Annotated in this window: 12 protein-coding genes; all 12 read left to right on the top strand. The window is 67.3% G+C overall.

Features of this window, described 5'->3' with window-relative positions; translation table 11 throughout:
- Positions 1–71 precede the first annotated feature (71 nt).
- A complete protein-coding gene (glf, locus tag BLU62_RS22735; protein ID WP_074852186.1) occupies positions 72–1,280 on the top strand; it encodes a UDP-galactopyranose mutase in 1,209 nt (402 codons plus the stop codon).
- The gene (locus BLU62_RS22730; RefSeq protein WP_074852185.1) at positions 1,281–3,224 is read left to right on the top strand and encodes a glycosyltransferase; all 1,944 of its coding nucleotides are present in this window, start codon (positions 1,281–1,283) and stop codon (positions 3,222–3,224) included.
- Positions 3,205–3,963 carry a phosphatase PAP2 family protein gene (locus tag BLU62_RS22725; protein WP_074852184.1) on the top strand — a complete coding sequence of 253 codons (759 nt, stop codon included), beginning with the start codon at positions 3,205–3,207 and terminating at the stop codon, positions 3,961–3,963. Before BLU62_RS22730 ends, BLU62_RS22725 begins: the two co-directional genes overlap by 20 nt.
- Positions 3,960–4,880: a decaprenyl-phosphate phosphoribosyltransferase gene (locus BLU62_RS22720; protein ID WP_074852183.1), complete on the top strand. Its 921-nt coding sequence runs from the start codon at positions 3,960–3,962 to the stop codon at positions 4,878–4,880. Before BLU62_RS22725 ends, BLU62_RS22720 begins: the two co-directional genes overlap by 4 nt.
- The gene (locus tag BLU62_RS22715) at positions 4,867–6,972 is read left to right on the top strand and encodes an arabinofuranosyltransferase AftB family protein (RefSeq protein ID WP_074852182.1); all 2,106 of its coding nucleotides are present in this window, start codon (positions 4,867–4,869) and stop codon (positions 6,970–6,972) included. Before BLU62_RS22720 ends, BLU62_RS22715 begins: the two co-directional genes overlap by 14 nt.
- Positions 6,973–7,369: 397 nt before the next feature.
- Entirely contained in the window at positions 7,370–8,359 is a 990-nt protein-coding gene (locus BLU62_RS22710; protein WP_074852181.1) for an alpha/beta hydrolase, read from the top strand.
- A 274-nt stretch (positions 8,360–8,633) separates the two neighbouring features.
- The gene (locus BLU62_RS22705) at positions 8,634–10,088 is read left to right on the top strand and encodes an alpha/beta hydrolase-fold protein (protein WP_084811866.1); all 1,455 of its coding nucleotides are present in this window, start codon (positions 8,634–8,636) and stop codon (positions 10,086–10,088) included.
- Between the two features lie 201 nt (positions 10,089–10,289).
- Positions 10,290–10,838: a DUF732 domain-containing protein gene (locus tag BLU62_RS22700; protein WP_074853152.1), complete on the top strand. Its 549-nt coding sequence runs from the start codon at positions 10,290–10,292 to the stop codon at positions 10,836–10,838.
- A gap of 1 nt (position 10,839) precedes the next feature.
- Positions 10,840–11,847: a cutinase family protein gene (locus BLU62_RS22695; protein WP_074852179.1), complete on the top strand. Its 1,008-nt coding sequence runs from the start codon at positions 10,840–10,842 to the stop codon at positions 11,845–11,847.
- A 178-nt stretch (positions 11,848–12,025) separates the two neighbouring features.
- Complete coding sequence (locus BLU62_RS22690) at positions 12,026–13,036, top strand: LLM class F420-dependent oxidoreductase (RefSeq protein WP_074853151.1); 1,011 nt, start codon at positions 12,026–12,028, stop codon at positions 13,034–13,036.
- 260 nt (positions 13,037–13,296) lie between these two features.
- Positions 13,297–15,201 carry a long-chain-fatty-acid--AMP ligase FadD32 gene (gene fadD32, locus BLU62_RS22685; protein WP_074852178.1) on the top strand — a complete coding sequence of 635 codons (1,905 nt, stop codon included), beginning with the start codon at positions 13,297–13,299 and terminating at the stop codon, positions 15,199–15,201.
- A gap of 102 nt (positions 15,202–15,303) precedes the next feature.
- A complete protein-coding gene (gene pks13, locus BLU62_RS22680) occupies positions 15,304–20,619 on the top strand; it encodes a polyketide synthase Pks13 (protein WP_074852177.1) in 5,316 nt (1,771 codons plus the stop codon).
- Positions 20,620–20,623 lie beyond the last annotated feature (4 nt).

Below are 20,623 nucleotides of genomic sequence, written 5' to 3'. Positions count from 1 at the left end.
ATACCCGGCGCGCGACGTCGTCCCCCGTGGCTCGGAGAATCCTCAGGGAGGGTCCGTTACCCTGAGGACCCGTGGCAACCAGTAGCAGCTTTGACCTGATCGTCGTCGGCTCCGGATTCTTCGGTCTGACCGTCGCCGAGCGGGCCGCCACCCAGCTGGGCAAACGAGTCCTCGTGATCGAACGGCGCCATCACCTCGGTGGCAACGCCTACTCCGAGGCCGAGCCTGCGACCGGTATCGAGGTCCACAAGTACGGCGCCCATCTGTTCCACACCTCCAACGACCGGGTGTGGGAGTACGTGAACCGGTTCACGGACTTCACGAACTACCAGCACCGCGTGTTCGCACTGCACAACGGGCAGGCCTACCAGTTCCCGATGGGACTCGGCCTCATCAGCCAGTTCTTCGGCCGGTACTACTCGCCCGACGAGGCGCGCAAGCTCATCGCCGAGCAGGCCGGCGAGATCGACACCGCCGACGCCAAGAACCTCGAGGAGAAGGCGATCAGCCTCATCGGGCGGCCGCTCTACGAGGCGTTCATCAAGCACTACACCGCCAAGCAGTGGCAGACCGATCCCACCGAGCTGCCGGCCGGCAACATCACCCGGCTGCCGGTGCGGTACACCTTCGACAACCGGTACTTCAACGACAAGTACGAGGGCCTGCCGGTCGACGGCTACACCGCGTGGCTGGAGAACATGGCCGCCGACGAGCGCATCGAGGTGCGCCTGTCGACCGACTGGTTCGCCGTCCGTGACGAACTGCGTGCGCAGAACCCGGACGCACCGATCGTCTACACCGGCCCGCTGGACCGCTACTTCGAGTACTCCGCCGGCCGACTCGGCTGGCGCACACTCGATTTCGAGACCGAAGTGCTCGACACCGGCGACTTCCAGGGCACCCCGGTCATGAACTACAACGACGCCGACGTGCCGTACACCCGCATCCACGAGTTCCGTCACTTCCATCCGGAACGGGATTCGTACCCGGCGGACAAGACCGTCATCATGCGCGAGTTCAGCCGCTTCGCCAAGGACGACGACGAGCCGTACTACCCGATCAACACCGCCGAGGACCGGGAGATGCTCTCGGCCTACCGGGAGCTCGCCCGCACCGAGACCGCCAGTGCCAACGTGCTGTTCGGCGGACGACTCGGCACCTATCAGTACCTCGACATGCACATGGCGATCGCCAGCGCGCTCACCATGTTCGACAACACCCTGGCGCCGCATCTGCGAGACGGTGCGCCGCTGGTGGCCGACCCCGCAGGAGCCGAATAGATGACGGTGACCCCCGTGAACCAGTCCGAGATCCCCGACGCGGGCACCGGGCCGTCGAAGGCGAAAGCCCTTCTGCAGCGCGTCATCTTCCCGCGTGCGGGTGAGCCGCTCGACGTCCGGTCGCTGTACCTGCTCGAGTCGGACTCCAACAACCGCCGGGCGCATGCTCCGAGCCGGACGTCGGTGCTGCTCGGCGCCGAGTCCGAGGTCAGCTTCGAGACCTACTTCAACGCCTTCGCGGCCGCCTACTGGCGTCGCTGGAGCATCCTGGACTCGGTGGTCCTGCGCGTCGAGGTGACCGGCACGGCCCGCGTCGACCTGTACCGCTCCAAGATCGACGGCTCGCGCATCGGCATCGGCGGCGATCTGATCGCCACCGACGAGAACGGCCGCGGTGTGGCCGAATTCGAGCTCGACCTCGGGCCCTTCGAGGACGGCGGCTGGATCTGGTTCGACATCACCACCGACACCGACACCGAGATCGTCTCCGCCGGTTGGTATTCGCCGATCGACGCACCGACCTCCGACGCCGACACCAAGCGCGTCACGATCGGCATCCCGACCTTCAATCGTCCCACCGATGCGGTGAACGCGTTGGCCGCCTTGACCTCCGACCCGATGGTCGACGAGGTCATCGACGCGGTCATGATGCCCGACCAGGGCACCAAGAAGGTGGTCGACGAGCCGGGATACACCGAGGCCGCCGCGGCCCTCGGCGATCGGCTCCACATCTTCGACCAGGGCAACCTCGGCGGTTCCGGCGGTTACGCGCGCATCATGTACGAGGCGCTGCGGCTCACCGATTCCCCGTACGTCCTCTACATGGACGACGACATCGCGATCGAGCCCGACTCCATCCTCCGTGCGCTCGCGATGTCGCGATTCGCCAAGTCCCCCATGCTCGTCGGCGGGCAGATGCTCAACCTGCAGGACCGCAGTCACCTGCACTGCATGGGTGAGGTCATCCGCCGCGACAACTTCATGTGGACCGCGGCGCCGTTCGTCGAGTACGACCACAACTTCTCCGAGTACCCGCTGCGGGACCGCGAGAACTCCAAGAACCTGCACCGCCGGATCGATGTCGAGGGCAACGGCTGGTGGATGTGCATGATCCCGCGCGAGTGCGCCGAGGCCGTCGGCCTGCCGATGCCGCTGTTCATCAAGTGGGACGACTGGGAGTTCGCGCTGCGCGCGGCCAAGGCCGGCTACCCGACGGCAACGATTCCGGGTATCGCGATCTGGCACATGGCGTGGAGCGACAAGGACGACGCCATCGACTGGCAGGCGTACTTCCACCTGCGCAACCGGCTCGTCGTCGCGTCCATCCACCACGACGGACCCATCAAGGGCATCCTGCGGTCGATGACCAAGGCGACCGCGAAACACCTTCTGTGCCTTGAGTATTCGACGGTCGCCATTCAGAACGAGGCGATCCGGGACTTCCTCGCGGGTCCCGACCACATCCGCAGTCTGCTGCCCACCGCGCTACCCAAGGTCGCGGCGATGCGCAAGGAGTACCCGGACGCGGTCGTGTTGCCGTCGGCCACCGAGCTCCCTCGAACCAGCGGCGAGGCAACGCATCTGGGCACCTCGATCCCGCTGAGCCCGATCAGCAAGATCAAGGCGCTGGCCGCTTCGGTGGTCAACAACGCCCGGCCCGCCGACCCCCGGCATCACGAGGTGCCGCAGGCGAACTACCCGCCGATCGAGGCGCGCTGGTTCTCGCTCGGACGCGTCGACGGTGTCACCGTCACCACGGCCGACGGCCGGGGCGTGGTGTACCGCCAGCGCGATCGCGACAAGATGATCGAGCTCGCACGTGAGCATTTCGCGCTCGTCAAGGAGCTTCAGGAGAAGTTCGGCGACATGAAGCAGCAGTACCGCGCCGCACATCGTGAATTGACCAGTAAGGAGAGCTGGGCGGGTGTCTTCGGAATCGAGTAGTCCGGACGTGAAGGTTGCCGAGCCGGAGAAGCTCCCGGCCGACGACGCCCCCAGACCCCTCGCGGGTGAGGAGAAGATCCTCGTCGCCATCCAGGCGGGCATCGGCTCACGCCCCGGCGTGCGGTCTGCGACGCGCGGTCTGTCGCACTTCGGCGAACACTCGCTGGGCTGGCTGACCATCTCGGGTGTCGGGTGGGCCTTGGCCCGCGGTCGCGGAGACGTGCGCTCCCAGCAGCTCTGGCTCGAAGCCGGCGTGGGTGCCTTCGGCGCGCACGCGGCCTCGGTGATCATCAAGCGCATCGTCCGCCGGCCCCGTCCGGCGCATCCGGCGATCGACATCGGGGTGTCGACGCCGAGCAAGCTGAGCTTCCCGTCGTCACACGCGACGTCGACCACCGCCGCCGCGATCCTCATCGGCCGGGCGGCCGGCTGGGACGCCAAGGCGCTGCCCGCCGCGCTGGTGCCGCCGATGCTCCTGTCGCGACTGGTGCTCGGCGTTCACTACCCGACCGACGTCACCGCGGGTGCCGCGATCGGTGCCGCGAGCGCAGCCGCCGTCATCGCGGGCGATAAGGTGCTGCTCGAACCCACCCGGAATGCTCCGGCCTCGGGACGTGCCCGCCGCGCGGCGCGCGTCCTGACCCGGCTCGGCCTCACGGCCGCGGTGCCCGGCGGGCCGCTGCGACTCGCCGCGTCCCCCGTCATCGCGCGGGTGACACGACACAGGGAGAGTGCATGAGCGAGGAGCCGATCGAGCACGGGAAGGTCGCCGGGCCGCCGAAGAACCTGGCCGCCGGGCTGATCAAGGCGATCCGCCCGCGGCAGTGGGTGAAGAACGTCCTGGTGCTCGCCGCGCCGCTGGCGGCGGGCAACATCACCGATGCCTCGGTGCTGGCCTCCGCCGGTATCGCCTTCGTCGCGTTCTGCCTCGCCGCGTCGAGTATCTACCTGGTCAACGACGCGATGGACGTCGAATCCGACCGTAATCACCCGACCAAGCGGTTCCGTCCGATCGCCGCGGGCGTCGTCCCGGTCAAGCTCGCCTACGTCCTGGCCGTGGTGCTGCTCGCCGCGTCGATCGGCATCTCCTTCCTCGCGAACTGGCAGACCGCGGTGGTCATCGCGATCTACCTCGTCATCCAGCTCGGCTACTGCTTCGGCCTGAAGAACCAGGCCGTCATCGACATCTGCATCGTGTCGTCGGGATTCCTGCTGCGCGCGATCGCCGGCGGTGTCGCCGCCGAGATCGTGCTGTCGCAGTGGTTCCTGCTCGTCATGGCCTTCGGGTCGCTGTTCATGGCCGCGGGCAAGCGGTACGCCGAACTGCAGCTCGCCGAGCGCACCGGCGCCAAGATCCGCAAGGCGCTCGAGTACTACACGACCACCTACCTGCGTTTCGTGTGGACGCTGTCGGCCACGGGCGTCGTCGTCTTCTACGGGCTGTGGGCCTTCGACAAGGGCTCCGACCACGACACCAACGTCGCCTACGCGATCTCGATGGTGCCGTTCACGGTCGCGATCCTGCGCTACGCCGTCGACGTCGACGGTGGCGCGGCAGGCGAACCCGAGGAGATCGCCCTCGGGGACCGTGTACTGCAGCTGCTCGCCGTGGCCTGGTTAGTATGCGTGGGTGTCGCGGTCTATGCAGTCAATTGACGGTCTGCAGTCCACTGACGGTGCCCGTTCGGAAGCCGGAACCGACCCCGTCGCAGACACCCGCACAACGGACCGTCCGCGGTCGGTGGTGGGCCGCGGCCGGCGTCGTCTCGCCGGCGTCAGTTTCCTGATCGGCGCCGTAGCCGTAACCACCTTGTTCGCCATCGGGGCGTGGCAGCGCCGGTGGATCGCCGACGACGGCCTCATCGTGCTGCGCACCCTGCGCAACCTCTTCGCCGGCAACGGACCGGTGTTCAACGCGGGCGAGCGCGTCGAGGCCAACACCTCGACCGCCTGGACCTACCTGCTGTGGTTCTGGGCGTGGATCACCGACGGTCAGCTCGAGTACGTCGCGCTCTGGGTGGCGCTGGTGTGTTCGGTGGCCGCCATCCCGATCGCCATGTACGGCAGCGCCCGCCTCTACGGCAATCGCCTGGGCGGACTCACCGGTGACGGCTGGACCCTGCTGCTCCCGTTCGGCGCCATCATCTACATCGCCATCCCGCCGGCCCGCGACTTCGCGACGAGCGGCCTGGAGAACGGACTCTGCATCTTCTGGGCCGCGGTGCTGTGGTGTCAGCTCGTGGCCTGGGCCCGCCGCGGTCCGCACACCAGGCCGCGCGGGGCGGCGGCGACGCTCGTACTCGCCTTCACCGCCGGTCTGGCTCCGCTGGTCCGTCCGGAGCTCGCCGTCTTCGGTGGTCTCGTGCTGGTACTCGTCTTCTGCGCCCCGCTCGGCTGGAAGATGCGGCTGGGGGTGGTCGTCGTCGCCGGCGCCCTGCCCGTCGGCTACCAGATCTTCCGCATGGGCTACTACGCCCTGCTCGTCCCCAACCCGGCGGTCGCGAAAGACGCCAGCGGCGCCAAGTGGTCGCAGGGCTTCACCTACCTGACCAACCTCTTCGGCCCGTACGTGCTGGTGCTGCCGGTCGTGATGGCCGTCGTCGCCGGCGTGATCCTGGTCGTCGGCGCCCGGTTGCGCGCCGACGCGGCCTCGGCTGACGACACCCCGACCGACTCGCTGCAGGCGGTGTCCTGGCGTTCGCGTCTGGGCGCGATGTCGGCGCGACTGCAGTCGTCGACCGCCGTGGTGTCGGTCGTCGTGGTCGCCGGTCTGATCCTGATCGTCTACTGGATCCGGCAGGGTGGCGACTTCATGCACGGTCGCGTGCTGCTCGTGCCGCTGTTCGTGACGCTGCTGCCGCTCATGGTGGTCCCGCTGACGATTCCCGCTCACCTCGGTGCCGCGTTCGGTCGGCGGCCCGCTCAGAAATCCGTCGTCGACGACGAGCCGGAGCCCGCCGAGGTGTCCCCGGCTCAACGACGCCGGACCCGCGTGGGTCTCGTCGGTGCGGTCGCGATGGCCGGACTGTGGGTCACGGTCCTCATCTGGGGGATCGGCACCCACGCCAACGTGCTGCCGAACGCCGGGATCGACATCGGCCGCAGCGGCATCGTCGACGAGCGGCGCTTCTACGTGACCAACATGGGCAACGAGAACCCGGTGACCGCCGAGGACTACCTCGCCTACCCGCGCATGAGCTCGATGGTCGAGAAGATCGACAAGTACCACGAGGACGGCGGCGTCATCCTGCCGTCGTTCAACTACGACGAGTGGTACGTCGCGCAGCTGCCCGCGGTCATGCCCCAGGGCGCGAAGCGTCAGGTGACCGTCTACTTCCTCAATCTCGGAATGACGAGCATGAACGCGCCGCTCGACGTGCGCGTCATCGACCAGATGGGCCTGGCATATCCGCTCGCCGCACATACCGAGCGACTCGAGGACGGCCGCATCGGACACGACAAGATCCTCCCCAGCGAATGGGTTGTCGCCGAGGCCGGGGCGTACCCGCGCAAGCCGGTCCTGCCCGGATATCTCGACGAAGACCTCGTCCGGCAGGCCCAGGTGGCGCTGCAGTGCCCGGAGACCAAGGACCGGTTCGCGTCCTTCGAGGCGCCATGGTCGTTCAACCGCTTCAAGAGCAACCTGAAGCAGGCGTTCACGTTCAACAGCTACCGGATCCAGCGCGAGCCGGAGTATGAGATCGCGCGGTGCGGGCTCGAGATGCCGCCGCCGGTGAATCCGGAGTGATCGGACCTTCTCCGGCCCGCGCGGGCGTGCGCGACCATGTCACACGAACCCAAGCAGAAGCACAGAAAACACCCGCTCTGCCCTGAGGACTTGCCGTCGAACATCTCGGATCGGTAACGTCCCGGAGCCAGAGGCCGATACTCAGATCGTGACCGAGACGTGTTGAAGTGCTGAGACACTCTCGGTGGCGGAGGTTGTGATCGCAGTCACATGGTTTGTCACGCTCGGGGGCATCGAATAGGCTCGCCGACGGCGAATCGCATGCGAGATCGGCTCGGAACCATCGTCGTCGGCGCGCAAGCGCGGGGGACGAGAGATGTGAGACGCACAAGAACCGATCGGGATCTGCGGGAGGCAAGAATCCGCGCCCGATCGGCCGAAGAGGGAGATTCTGTACATGCGTGAAGCTGCCACTCAGGCGAGCAGGCCTGCGCGCGGCCGGATGACCAACCGGCTGATCGCCGCATTCGTCGCCGTGCTGACAGTTGTCGGGCTGACCGGAGTCGTCGCCGGACAGGCCACCGCCCGCATCGGCGGAACGCAGGTCGGCAAGCAGGAGTTCTGGGTCAACGGCTGCGGGATGCCGAATGTGAAGGTCCGCGCCTGGAAGCGCCCGGGCAACTACAAGACCGTCATCCTCCTCGACGGCATGCGCGCCCAGTACGACTACAACGGCTGGGAGATCAACACCAACGTCCAGGAGATGGTGAAGTCCGGCGTCAACGTCGTCGAACCCATCGGTGGACCGGCCAGCTTCTACACGGACTGGGATGCACCCAGCAACTTCAACGGCCAGCCGTACCGGTACCGCTGGAACTGCGTCATCAGCCGGACCCTCGTCAGCGCTCTGGACGCACGCGGCTTCCGCGTCGGACCGTCGAAGCGCTACGCCATCATGGGCCTGTCGATGGGTGGTAACGCCGCCCTCGTGATCGGCGCACAGAACCGCCAGCACTTCGACCGCGCCGGCTCGCTGTCGGGCTACAACTTCCTGAGCGCCCCGGGTATGCGCACCGCGCTGCGCCTGGCGATGTTCGACGTCGATCCCAAGCCGTGGAACATCGACGCCATGTGGGGACCGCCGTGGAGCATCCGCTGGTTCCAGAACGATCCCCTCTGGAACATCGGCAACATGCGCGGCATGAAGGTCTTCGTCGGTTCGGGCAACGGCCTCTTCGGCCGGTACAACGCGCTGCCGAACGTCTTCGACGACCTGTTCAAGGGTTCGACGCTGGAGCTGCTCGCCTTCACCCAGTCGAAGGCCTTCGAGGCTGCCGCGTTCGTCCAGGGCGTGCCGCTCATGACGTACTACGCCAACGGCACCCACGCCTGGGGTTACTGGCAGGACATGGTCTGGAACGCCAAGAACCGCGGATTCTTCCGCTGATCGGCAACAGGCCGGCGTGACACGGCCATCACGACGCCCCGTCCGGGAATCCCGGGCGGGGCGTCGTCGTGTCCTGGGACACCCCGCACCGTGCTGTTGGTATCAACTGTCACACGAATCCCATGAGTCACAGCGTGGCGTTCGGACAGGGGCCGTGGATTCCGTGTAAGAAACTCCTGAGGCGTTTGGTATTGATGATGCAGTTGTGACTGACGGGGAATCGGTCAGGACGTGCGGACGCCGTTGTACTTGGGCGAAGGAGTTCTGGAGAGTGATGCGGCGAAACAGTGGTTCACGACCGTTCGGTGTAGGAGTGGCCTGGCGAACGGCGATGGCCGTCGTGGTGGCCATCGTGGCCGTGGTGACGCTTGTCGTCGGCCAGGGCCTCGCAGGCGCCGAGCCCGCTCCGGCCTCTCCGGCGCCGGCATCGCCGGCTGCGCCCCCGTCATCGGCGCCCCCGTCATCGGCGGCGCCGGCTGCCGCGCCCGCCCCGGTCCCGCCCGGCAAGGTGACGAACACCTACTGGTACACCGATCGCCGGGTCGCCCTCTGGGTGTACTCGCCGTCGATGAACACCAACATCCAGGTGCAGATCCTCCTGGCGCGTGACTGGCACGCCAAGCCCAAGGAGAAGTTCCCCCAGCTGACGATGCTCGACGGTCTGCGTGCGCAGGACGATCAGAGCGGCTGGATCCTCAACACCAAGATCGTCGACTTCTACAAGGACAAGAACGTCAACGTCATCCTGCCGATCGGCGGTGAGTCGAGCTTCTACACCGACTGGAAGGAACCCGACCGCGGCAAGAACTACAAGTGGGAGACGTTCCTGATGCGGGAACTGCCGCCCGTCCTCGAGAACGACTGGCGCTCCACGGACGTCCGCGGCATCGAGGGTCTGTCGATGGGTGGTTCGGCCGCGATGATGCTCGCCGCGCGCAACCCCGGGTTCTACAAGTTCGCCGCGTCGTTCTCCGGCATCCTGCAGTTCAGCTCCTTCGGTATGCCGCAGGCCATCCAGTTCGCCGTTCGCGACGGCGGCGGCTACGACTCGATGAAGATGTTCGGCCCGCCCTCCGACCCGGCCTGGAAGGAACACGACCCGTACGTCCTCGCCGACAAGCTGCAGGGCACGAGTCTCTACGTCTCCTCCGGCAACGGCATGGTCGGCGCGCACGACAAGCCGTCGGACATCCCGTTGCTCGCCACCAACTACTCCGGTGTGGGCCTGGAGATGCTCAGTCGTGTCACCTCGCAGCAGTTCGCGGTCCAGCTGAACCGCAAGGGGATTCCGGGCCAGGCGGTCTACCGTCCGTCCGGGACGCACACCTGGCCGTACTGGGAGTTCGAGATGATGCAGGCGTGGCCGCAGGCCGCCGCCGCACTCGGCATCTCCCGCGACGCCGTCGCGTGCCGCGTCGACGGTGCCTTCCGCAAGCTCTGGGACGCGAACAAGGGTGATCTGGGTGGCTGCCTCACCCCGTCCTACGGCGTGCCCGGTGGCAAGGCCCAGGACTTCGCCAACGGCCGGATCTTCAGCGGACCGAAGGGTCCGAAGATCGTGACCGGCGCCATCGGTGGTGCCTACGTGGCCGCCGGCGGCCCCGGCGGGCGTCTCGGGAAGCCGCTGAGCAACGAGGAGCCGACCCGCGACGGCAAGGGTCGGGTCAACCACTTCGAGCACGGCCGCATCACCTGGACGGCCAAGGACGGCACCAAGGTCTTGAAGTGATGGGGTCCTGAAGTGATGGGCCCAACCTCGACCACACGTGTGCAGGTGCTGAGACTTCGCTGAGGAATCGAAGTGTTCGTGCAGGTGGCGCCGGTGAGCGGGCCCGTCGGGGTTCGCAGGGACGGTAGCCTGGCTGGGCGTGCGATGCAGTGCCCGACTGCGTCGCGTCCGGCTGGATAGAAGGTTCGACAGGAAGTGGCGATGACAACGAAGTGCGCTCGGCTGGTGCTGGCCGCGACAGGCCTCGCGCTCGCGCTCGGCTCGATCTCGGCCTGCTCCGACGACTCGACGGCCAGTGCACCGATCACCAGCAATCCGGTCACCACCACGTCGCTGTACTCGGCCGCGGGATCGTCCACGCCTGCGTCGGCTTCGGCGTCGGCCGACCCGGCCACCGAGGCCTCGGCCGCGCCGTCGGGAAACACCTCGAAGCTGCCCGAGACCGAGCCGAACCCGAGCACCAAGGTCCCGGACAACTTCCCGGGTCCCAGCGGTGCGCCGCTCGACGCCAAGGCCAAGGCCTACCTCGGGGCGCTCAAGGCGCAGAACGTCACCTTCATGGGCGACAGCGACAACTCGGTCTCACTCACCATGGCGAAGTACGTGTGCGGTGCCAAGCAGAAGGGCACCGACCCGGGCATGGTGAAGGCCTTCGTCACCGCGTCCGTGGGTCCCGGCACCAAGACCGTCGAAGAGGCGAACTCGAAGGCCGACAAGGTCATCCGCGCGGCAGAACAGCACTACTGCTGACGTGATGGCCAGACGCACCGCGGGCCGCGCTCGGAAGGGCCCCGCCCGGCGGATGGGTAAGTTCGCCCTGTTCCTGCTCGCGCTCGCGGTCATCGCGATCGTGCTCATCGTCCTGCTGGTCCTGGTGTGGCTGAAGCCGGGTCCGCTCCCGCCGATCGGACCCCAGCCGCCGTCGACGCCGTCGAAGGAACGTCCCGAGGCGCAGCCCGCGGACTGTCCCGACGTGCTGACGGTCGTGATCCCCGGCACCTGGGAGTCGAGCGCCGCCGACGACCCGTACTCGCCGACGGCCAACCCGAACTCGCTCATGTTGCGGGTCTCACGGGCCCTCTCGCAGCAGTACGACTCGTCGCGGACCGAGATCTACACGGTGCCCTATACCGCGCAGTTCCGGAATCCGACGAATCTGGCCGATCGACAGGCCGACTACAACGTCTCGCGCACCCAGGGTTACAAGCGCGCGGCCGGCAAGATCATCAACACCAACAAGCGCTGTCCGCTGACCGGCTACGTGATCATGGGCTTCAGCCAGGGGGCGGTGATCGCGGGTGATCTGGCCAGCAACATCGGCAACGGCCGGGGTGTGCTCGCCGACGGTGACCAGGATCTCGTTCTCGGCGTCGGCCTGATCGCCGACGGCCGGCGCCAGCCCGGCAAGCAGAACGACGTGGCCCCCAGCCCCGACGGAGTCGGTGCCGAGATCGCGCTCGGGGGCATGGGCAACATCGTCCCCGGCATCACCATGACCGGTCCGCGCGACGGCGGATTCGGCGATCTCGAGGACCGCGTGCAGTCCATCTGTGCGCCAGGCGATCTCATCTGTGATTCGCCGACGGTCGTCAATCCGCTCGCCGCCGTGTCGAAGCTGGCGAACGCCGCGAGCAACCCGATCCACGCGATGTACGCCACGACGCGGTACTGGGAGAACGACGGCCGGACCGCGACGCAATGGATGTACACCTGGTCCAAGGACCTCATCGACGACGCTCCGCGTCCGAAGCACAACTGACCTCTCGGCGGCGCACAGTCTGTCAACTGGCTGTAACCCTGCTGCCAACACCACCGATTCGTTTTGCGGGGCCGTCACGCTGCATTAACGTGTTGGGCTGGCCCGGACGTCATCCGGGCGACGACACAGGAGATGCCGCATGGCGTCCCACGACGGCCGGAACAAGGAGAGGACAGCGATGACGCAACCCCCGAACGATGCGGGTGGCAGCTCCTCCGGTCTGCGTAGGTTCCGATTCGGTGCGGGTGGCGAGGGCAACAAGGACGAGGGTGGTGCCCGCAAGTTCGTCAAGCTGGCCCAGACCGCCGAGGAGTACGGCTACGACACCTTCGCGGTGCCCGATCACCTGGGCAACCAGGTCGGTCCGCTGGCCGCGCTCGGAGCGCTGACCCAGGCCACCAGCACCATCCGCCTGGCGACGTCGGTGCTGGCCAACGGCTGGCGTCATCCGGCGCTGCTGGCGAAGGAGGCCACCACCATCGACGTGCTGAGCAAGGGACGACTCGAACTCGGCATCGGCGCAGGCTGGATGAAGGAAGAATTCGACAAGGCCGGGATCGAGTTCGAGTCCCCGGGTGTCCGCATCCGTCGGCTCGACGAGGCCCTCACGATCCTCGACGGGCTGATGCGCGGCGAGACCGTGGACTTCGACGGCGAGTTCTACCAGATCAACGGCCTCGAGGGCAGCCCGCGACCCCGTCAGGGACCGCGGCCGCCGATCGCGGTCGGCGGTGGCGGCCCCAAGATGCTGGCGCTCGCCGCCAAGCACGCCGACATCATCTCCGTGGCGCCGGGCACCACGCCCGACGGCAAGATGAAGCTGTCGGACATGACCATCGAGAAGACGGCCGAACGCGTCGACCGCATCCGCCAGGCCGCGGGTGATCGTTTCGACGAGATCGAGCTGAACTGGACCATCGCCGTCATCGTGATCACCGACGATCGCGTGGCAACCGCCGAGATGGCGCTGAAAGCCCTCGAGCAGGGCTATCCGCCGAACATCGCGCATGACACCGAGTTCACCGTCGACGACGTGCTGTCCTCGCCGTACATCGCGATCGGCAGTTTCGAGGAGATCGCGGATCAGATCCGCGAGGTTCGCCGGCGGACGAGCATGTCCTACGTCGGGGTGTTCCCGACCCAGATGGACGCGTTTGCGCCCGTTCTGGCCCAGTTGAAGGGGGAGTAGGATGACCGTCTGTCTCGCGAGTGAACTGCGAGGTGGTGGGTCGTCAACCCGAGGGTGTGCGTCGCTCAGCCGACGTACGCTTTTTCAAAGCTGAGCATGACGATCGTGAGCTTTTCGTTGTGTAACTGGACGTGCGCTACCGTATCCCGCGGTCGGCACAGGACGTGGATGGCAGAACTGCCGAGTGTCGTTGCCGAAGGCCGTCACCGGGGAACTGCACTCGCGTGGGGGAGTCCACGAGGGGGCCACAGGAGTAATGAATGCTGAAGACTGAACTCGAAGACTTTCTCGATGAGACGGGGAACATCTCTTTCACCGAGGAAGCGACGCTTGTCGACTACGTCGAACAGAACGTACGTGAGAAGGCCGACACCCTGGCCTACCGGTTCATCGACTACAGCCGCGAGCGTGACGGTGAAGCCCAGGACCTGACCTGGGCGCAGTTCGGCAAGCGCCTGCGCGCTGTCGCCGCACGCCTGCAGCAGGTGACCAAGCCCGGTGACCGTGTCGCCATCCTCGCGCCGCAGTCGCTCGAGTACGTGATCGGATTCTTCGCCGCGCTGTACGCGAGCAACGTCGCCGTGCCGCTGTTCTCACCCGATGAGCCCGGTCACACCGATCGCCTGCACGCCGTCCTCGGCGACTGCAAGCCGACGGCGATCCTCACCTCCACCAAGTCCGCCGAAGCGGTCCGCGACTTCTTCGCGCCGCTGCCGGCCAAGGAGCGCCCGCGCGTCATCGCCGTCGACGCGGTGCCCGACTCGGTGGGTTCGAGCTGGGTCGCCCCGGTCGCCGGACGCGACCACAACCGCGAGACGGTTGCCTACCTGCAGTACACCTCCGGATCGACCCGGGTGCCTGCCGGCGTGGAGATCACCTACGAGGCGGTCGCCGCCAACGTGCTGCAGATCTCCGACACCATCCAGATCGGCCGCAACGCTCGTGGCGTCACCTGGCTGCCGATGTTCCACGACATGGGTCTGCTGACCGTGATCCTGCCCGCACTGGGCGGCCGCTACATCACGATCATGAGCCCGCAGGCATTCGTCCGCCGGCCCGGCCGCTGGATCAAGGAACTCGCCGCGGCCGCCGACGGCGCGGAGACCTACGCCGCGGCCCCGAACTTCGCCTTCGAACACGCCGCCGCGCGCGGCCTCCCGAAGGAGGGCGAGGAACTCGACCTGTCGAACGTCATCGGTCTGATCAACGGCTCGGAGCCGGTCACGGTCAGCTCGATGAAGAAGTTCAACGAGGCATTCGCCCCCTACGGTCTGCCGAAGACCGCGATCAAGCCCTGCTACGGCATGGCCGAGGCCACCCTCTTCGTCTCCGCCACGCAGCGCGAGAACGAGGCGAAGGTCATCTACGTCGACCGCGACGACCTCAACGCGGGCAAGCTGACCATCGTCGACGCCGACGCGGAGAACGCCGTTGCGCAGGTGTCCTGCGGTCAGGTCGCGGTGAGCCAGTGGGCCACCATCGTCGACCCCGAGACCGCGACCGAACAGCCCGACGGTCACGTCGGCGAGATCTGGCTGCACGGCCTCAACATCGGTGCCGGCTACTGGAACAAGCCGGCCGAGACCGAGGAGACCTTCCACAACAAGCTGGTCGCGCCGCTCGCGGAGAACAGCCACTCCGAGGGTGCTCCCGCGGACGCGATGTGGATGCGGACCGGCGACTACGGCGTCTGGCTCGACGGTGAGCTCTACATCACCGGTCGCGTCAAGGACCTGGTGATCGTCGACGGACGCAACCACTACCCGCAGGACCTCGAGTACAGCGCCCAGGAGGCCAGCACCGCGCTGCGTCCGGGTTTCGTCGCCGCCTTCTCGGTGCCGGCGAACCAGCTGCCCGCCGTGGTCTTCGAGTTCGCCGGAAGCGGTCTCACCCCCGACCCCGACGACGCGTCCGAGCAGCTGGTCATCGTCGCCGAGCGCGGACCCGGTCGCAAGGCCGACCCGCAGGAGGTCGCCGACACCGTGCGTGCCGCGATCGCGCAGCGTCACGGCGTCATGGCCCGCGACGTCCTGCTGGTTCCCGCCGGTTCGATCCCGCGCACCTCGTCGGGCAAGATCGCCCGCCGGGCGACCCGCGCCGCCTACATCGACGGCAGCCTGCGCGGCGGCTACAAGCAGACGGCGTTCCCGGACGCGGCGGAATAGCGCGTCTCGAGCACCCGTTCACGGCCGCGGCGTCGGTGATCGTCCACAACAGTCACCCGGCACCCGGGCTCGGGTGCCGACGAGAGCAGTAGTCTGGAAGCGATGTCTGAACTGAATACCGACGAGTCACGCAGCACCGATGTGCCCGGCGATTCGTCCCTCGAGACCCCAGGTTCGGTAGACGGAGCAACCGCCGACGCGACCACTGCATCAACCAACGGTGAGGCCACCCCGGGAGAGACCGCCGGTGACCTCACCGTCGGTGAACTGCGGGACTGGCTGCGCGAATGGGTGTCCCAGGCCACCGGTGTGCCGGTCGGCCAGATCGACGTCGACCGCCCGATGGAAGAGCTCGGACTGTCCTCGCGCGATGCCGTGGCGCTGGCCGCCGACGTCGAGGACAAGACCGGGGTCATCCTGACCGCCACGGTGGTCTACAACCACCCGACCATCTCCTCTCTGGCCCAGCGCATCATCGAGGGCGACCCGGACGAGGGACTCGACGACACCGCCGACACCTTCTGGCAGCGCGAGCGCAGCGCCGACGACGACATCGCGATCGTCGGTCTGTCGACCCGCTTCCCCAAGTCCGGTTCCACCCCGGAATCGACGTGGGAGGCGCTCATCGGCGGGGTCGACGGCATCTCCGACCTGCCGGACGGTCGCTGGACCGAGTTCACCTCCGATCCGCGTTTCGCCGAGATCCTCGAGTCGTCGAACATCAAGGGCGGCTACCTCGACGACGTCCGGTCGTTCGACGCCGACTTCTTCCAGATGAGCCCGCGCGAGGTCGAGATGGTCGACCCGCAGCAGCGGCTCGCGCTGGAACTCACCTGGGAGGCACTCGAGCACGCGCACATCCCGCCGAGCGACCTCAAGGGCGCCCCGGTCGGTGTGTTCATCGGCACCTCGACCAACGACTACCAGCTCCTCGCGACCCTCGGCCTCGGTGAGGGCGCCGAGGACACCGCGGCCTACGCGCTGACCGGTACCTCGACGGCCATCGTCGCCAACCGCGTCTCCTACTTCTACGACTTCCGCGGACCGTCGATCGCCATCGACACCGCGTGCTCGTCGTCGCTGGTCGCCATCCACCAGGCGGTCCGCAGCCTGCGTACGGGTGAATCCGACGTCGCCCTCGCCGGCGGCGTCAACATGCTGATCACGCCGGCCGCGACCCTCGGCTTCGACCGGATCGGCGCGCAGGCCAAGGACGGGCACATCAAGGCCTTCTCCGCCGACGCCGACGGCATGATCCGCGCCGAGGGCGGCGGCCTCGTCGTGCTCAAGCGCATGGCCGACGCCCGCCGCGACGGCGACGACGTCCTCGCGGTCATCGCCGGTTCGGCCGTCAACTCCGACGGTCGTTCCAACGGCCTGCCCGCCCCGAACCCCGAGGCCCAGGTCGACGTGCTGCGCTCGGCGTACACCGACGCCTCGATCGACCCGCGCACGGTGGACTACGTCGAGGCCCACGGGACCGGCACCATCCTGGGCGACCCGATCGAGGCCGACGCGCTCGGACGCGTCGTCGGACGCGGGCGCAACGCCGACAAGCCGATGCTCCTCGGTTCGGTGAAGACCAACTACGGCCACATGGAGTCCGCGGCGGGAGCCGGCGCCATCGCCAAGGTCGTGCTCGCGCTGCGCAACGGCGTGATCCCGGCGTCGCGCAACTACAGCGGGCCCAACCCGTACATCCAGTTCGACGAGACCCACCTGAAGGTGATCCCGGAGACCACCGAGTGGCCCCGCTACTCGGGTCACGCCATCGCCGGCATCTCCGGCTTCGGCTTCGGCGGCACCAACGCCCACGTCGTCGTGCGTGAGGTCCTGCCGAGCGACCTGAAGCCGGAGACGGTCCAGGTCGACGCGGGAGCCGCCGAACTCCCGGCCACGGAATCCCTTACGGGGACCTCTTCGCTGGTTGAGCCGCCTTCTCCGCTGGTTGAGCCTGTCGAAACCGACGACGACGAATTCCTGACCGAGGCCGAGCGCGCCGTGCTGGCCGCACAGGCGCGGAACGTCGAGCCGGAGGTCGCCGAGACCGCGGTCGACCCGGCCGAGGGCTTCGCGCCCTGCGCCGTCGAGGGTTCGGTTGTGCCGCTGGTGATCTCCGGCTTCCTGCCCTCGCGTCGCCGCAAGACCGCGGCCGACCTGCTCGAATGGCTCGAATCCGACGAAGGCCGTGCGACCCCGCTCGCCGACATCGGACGCGCGCTCGCGCACCGCAATCACGGCCGTTCGCGTGCCGTGGTGATGGCGCGGACCCATGACGACGCCATCGCCGGTGTCCGGGCGATCGCCGACGGCAAGGGCAATCCCCTTGTGTACTCGTCGGATTCGCCGGATTCCGCGTCGGCGGTGTGGCTGCTGTCGGGCTTCGGTTCGCAGCATCGCAAGATGGCCAAGCAGCTCTACACCGAGAACCCGATCTTCGCGAAGTACGTCGACCGCGTCGACCAGTACATCCAGAACGAGCTGGGCTACTCGATCGCCGAGATGTTCCTCGACGACGAGCAGACCTACGGCATCGAGACCAGCCAGGTCGGCATCTACACCATCCAGGTCGCACTCGCCGACACGCTGCGCCACCACGGCGCGGAACCCGGTGTGCTGGTGCCGCATTCGATGGGCGAGGCCTCGGCCTCCTACATCAGCGGCGGCCTGTCGCTGGAGGACGCGACCCGCGTCATCTGCCAGCGTTCGCGCCTGATGGGCGAGGGTGAGTCGATGCTGCAGGGCGACGACATCCGCCTGATGGCGCTGGTCGAATACAGTGCCGAGGACATCAACGACGTCCTCGTCGACTACCCGGACCTCGAGATCTGTGTCTACGCGGCACCGACGCACACCGTCATCGGCGGGCCGGAGTCGCAGGTCGACGCGATCGTCGCGCGCGCCGAGGCCGAAGGCAAACTCGGACGCAAGCTGCAGACCAAGGGCGCGAGCCACACCTCGCAGATGGACCCGATCCTCGGCGAACTCTCCTATGAGCTCACCGGCATCGAGCCGCAGCGTCTGACCACCGGCTTCTACAGCTCGGTCGACCGCGAGGTGTTCTACCGCCCTGGGCACGAGCCGGTCCACACCATCGACTACTTCCTCAAGGGTCTTCGCCACAGCGTGTGGTTCAGCCAGGCCATCTCGAAGGCCGTGGAGAACGGTCATCGCACCTTCCTGGAGCTGTCGCCCAACCCGGCGGTCCTGATCTCCGTTGCGGCCGTGACCTTCTCGGCCGGCCTGCACGACGCCGAGCTCATCGAGACGCTGCGTCGCAAGGAAGACGAGAGCTTCGGGCTGGTCAACGCGCTGATGAAGCTGTATGTGCACGGCCATCCGGTCGACGTCGCGTCGCTGTTCGGTACCGGCGGATACGCCGCCGTCCCCCGAACCCGCTTCGAGCGCAAGGAATTCTGGCTGAAGGCGCAGGTCGCCTCGGGTGGTTCGGCCAGCCGGATTCCCGGTTCGCATGTCGCACTGCCCGACGGTCGCCATGCCTGGGAGGTCAACGCGACCGCCGTCACCGATCCGCGCGAGCTGGTTCACGCCGCAGCTGCTCAGGTGCTGACCAACGCTTCGGTCGGCGCGGCGGTCTCGCACGGCGAGATCCCCGCCGCAGGCACCGTGACCACCACGCTGAGCCCGCATCCCGGCGGCGCGTCGGTGAGTCTGCACGTCAAGGCGGACAAGAACTTCCGGCTGCTGTTCGAGGCCGTCGTGACCGGCGACCTCGACGAGACCGCCGGCTCGGTGTCCACCGCGCCCGCAGCATCCGCCGAGTCCGGTGTCGCCGTCTTCGCCGACGACAAGGTGATCGTCGAGGACGAGGTCGTCGACGACATCGGCAACAAGTGGAATCCGGAATCCGGTGAGACCGTTGGCGATCGCCTGGCGATCATCGTCGGCGAGTCGATGGGTTACGACCCGGAGGACCTGCCGCGCGAGATCCCGCTCATCGAGCTGGGTCTGGATTCGCTGATGGCGGTCCGGATCAAGAACCGCGTCGAGTACGAGTTCGACATCCCGCAGCTGCAGCTGCAGGCGATGCGCCAGGCGAATCTCGCCGATGTGCAGAAGTTCGTCGAGTTCGCGGTCACCCACCGCGACCAGCTCGACGATCTCGCCGAGAATGCAGGCAGCGGAGGTGAACTCGACACCGCGGCGCTCAACGCCTACATCGACGAGCAGAACGCCAAGGACGAGACCTCGGCTGTTCCGGTCATCGAGGAGTCCCCGGAGCCGGTGACGACGCCGGCACCAGCGACGGCGACCACCGACATCACCTCGCAGAAGGCGGTCGCCGAGGCAGCGGGTTCGGATGTGCCGCCGCGTGATGCGGCCGAGCGTCTGACGTTCGGCACCTACGCGGTCGTGACCAAGACGTCGGCGGGCGGCATCTTCAACAAGCTGCCGGTGCTGTCGGAGGACACGGCCCAGCAGCTGACCGATCGCCTCAACGAGCGGACCGGCGGCGACATCGACGTCGAGGACATCCTCGACTCGGAGACCATCGAGGAGATGTCGAACTACGTTCGCGAGCATCTCGATGCCGGGGCGTCGACCGACGGATTCCTGCGCTACCTGCGTCTGGTGCCGGAGGGCAAGAAGGTCTACGATCCCGCCGCGGGCGACCCCACCCCGATCCTGCTGTTCCACCCGGCCGGCGGCAACACCTCGGCCTACGAGGCGCTGCTCAAGCGTCTGCCCGAGGACCAGCCGGTCATCGGTTTCGACCGTGGTGTCGAGGGAACGATCGAAGACCGTGTCCGCGAGTACATCCCGCGTCTGCGTGAACTGCAGCCGCACGGGCCGTACGTGCTGGTCGGCTGGTCGTTCGGCGGTGCGCTCGCCTACGGCGTCGCCCAGGTTCTCCGCGAAGCCGGTGAGGACGTGGCCTTCGTCGGTCTGATCGACGTCGTGCGCCCCCGCGAGGACATGACCGAGACCCCCGACACCAAGCGGGCCCGCCTGGAGCGGTGGAAGGATTTCGCGATCCGCAACTATGACCTCGACCCGGATGTGCCTATCCCGATGGAGCGGCTCGTCGAGGCGGACGACGAGGGACAGTTCGCGATCATCATGGAGATGATGTCGATGTCGGGCACCAAGATCCCGGGCGGCATCATCGAACATCAGCGGACCTCGTTCATCGAGAACCGTGTCCTCAGCAACATCGCGCCGGAACCGTACGACGGCAAGGTCGTGCTGTACCGCGCGGACAAGATGCATGCCGGTGCGATCGAACTCGAGCCGCAATGGGCCGAGATCGACGAGGACGGCCGATGGGGCGAGGTCGTCGACGACCTGGAGATCATCCACATCGGTGGCGACCACCTGTCGATCGTCGACGAGCCGTTCATCGCCAAGATCGGTGCCGATCTGGCCACGCGTCTCGGACGGCTTGGTAATAAGTAGCTTC

The organism is Gordonia westfalica (genome assembly GCF_900105725.1).
Lineage (GTDB): Bacteria > Actinomycetota > Actinomycetes > Mycobacteriales > Mycobacteriaceae > Gordonia > Gordonia westfalica.
The sequence above is the reverse complement of the archived record's forward strand: the minus strand, read 5'-3'. Positions and strand labels throughout refer to the sequence as shown.